Below are 1,905 nucleotides of genomic sequence, written 5' to 3' on the forward strand. Positions count from 1 at the left end.
TTCCTAGCCAGCCTCCTCCCCAAATCCAGTGACCCGTGATTGGGTAAATGATGCCGACAAGTAGAAGGCTGAACAGACAAAAGGCAGAAAATTTGATGCGCTCGGCCACTGCTCCAGAGACAATAGTGGCAGCAGTTCCAGCAAAAACCAGTTGAAAAAAGAATTTGGCGTTGAGGGGTATACCAATATCTTTTAGTGAATAGAAGACACCGTTGTAGGCTTCTCCTATGGCTGGACTATTATCTGATCCCGAAAGGAAAAAGCCATTGAAACCTAAAACAGGGTTGCCATCACCAAACATGAAAGCAAAGCCAACTGCCCAGTAAGCGGCTGTAGACAGGGCAAACACAATCAGGTTTTTAGTCAAAATGTTGGCGGCATTCTTTTGGCGGCAAAGACCAACCTCCAACATCCCAAAGCCCGCGTTCATGAAGAATACTAAACAACCAGTGAATATCACCCAGATAGTATTCACGGTGATTTGGAGCGATTCAAGGGTAGTCTTAAAAGGTGGATTCTGGGCTACTGCTACCTCGGCACACAACAGAATAATTATTGGGATTAAGGGCAAGCAAACTTTCCAGCTTTGCAGCCTCCAAGCGCTGATGCACCTTAACCTTTTGCGCTTTTGTTTAGACATTAGTAATCAAAGGTTTAGTGCTTAGAATAAAAATCAATACTTGTAAGCATTCAGCTGTCAGCTTACGTGGTAATCGACAGTGGTATGGGAATCATGGTCAAATAATTGATTCCAAATCCTGTCGATGGATACCTACAATCTCGGTTATCTGTGATCATTATGAATTAGTACAAATAACCTAGTATACAACTGAATTAATTAATTTTTTTTGGCCTTGGGCTACTAGTGAAAACTCTTTTGGCGTAGATAAAATGTTGGCGTAGATAACACCCTAATCTTAAATCAGCCTAAGTCATGAGTGACCATTGACTTGGCTTATCCTTACACTAGTTCCCTTGATTCTATGAGTAACTATAACTATTAACTCCCCGGGCACTTGATAGTGTTTTTCCAGGAACAGTTAAGCACTATCTTACTCTTAGAGTAGACGATATTTTCACTATTGTATGCTAGCATTACCCTTTTTCTTTTTTTATTCGTCGAAATATATTCCTGTTTTTTTACTCTCATAAAATGTAATTATTCAGCAGTCAGCTGTCAGCCGTCAGCTGTCAGCCGTTGGCCTTTGGCACCTCAAGTAGCACCTCAAGTAGCGGATTAGCTGAATGCTTACAGTTGCGGCAGGAAACGGGCAAGATGCCCGTTCCACCAAGATGCCCATGGCACCAAGATGCCCGTTCCACCAAGATGCCCATGCCAGCAAGATACCCATGCCAGTAAGATGCCTGTTCCACCAAGATGCCCATGGCACCAAGATGCCCATGGCACCTACCGGGTCAAACCGCAAAAATGAGATGCACCCAACCAGGATTGATGATCGTGATTTTTTTTTGCATGATGGAAGTAACTCCTATTTAGGAGGGAGGAAAGCCGCGCTGGTCGTGGTTAACAGGTATTGCCAGCGCGGCTATTAGTTTCAGTCGTCACCTTCTATACTATACATAACTCATCGAAAAAATGCAAGGGTTAATTAAAATTTTTTACATTTATTTACAAATAGTATTTTTAGCAATTGATCTCCTAAATTATGTTTAATTTGTACAGGATTTTTTTATGGTATTCTATTTTGATCGAGCAGGGAACAGGGAATAGGAAATATCAAAAAATCTGTTTAACTGATAGAGCATCAAGAATATTAATGTAGGGTGGGCAGTGCCAAAGATAGATAACAGCAGCTGGCGATCGCATTAGTAGGCACTGCCCACCGCGCGAATTAATCACAATAGAGAATATTGATGTAGGGTGGGCAGTGCCAAAGATAGATA

General features: G+C 41.9%; 2 protein-coding genes. Both read right to left on the reverse strand.

What is annotated here, in order from left to right; genetic code table 11:
• Positions 1-640, reverse strand: a 640-nt coding sequence (locus tag F6K20_RS36535; protein WP_502708923.1) for an ammonium transporter, incomplete at its 3' end; no start/stop codon positions are given.
• Positions 641-1,184: 544 nt separating this feature from the next.
• Entirely contained in the window at positions 1,185-1,427 is a 243-nt protein-coding gene (locus F6K20_RS36540; protein WP_287265437.1) for a hypothetical protein, read from the reverse strand.
• Positions 1,428-1,905: the final 478 nt, after the last annotated feature.

The sequence above is a fragment of the Moorena sp. SIO2C4 genome (assembly GCF_010672485.1).
Taxonomy (GTDB): domain Bacteria; phylum Cyanobacteriota; class Cyanobacteriia; order Cyanobacteriales; family Coleofasciculaceae; genus Moorena; species Moorena producens.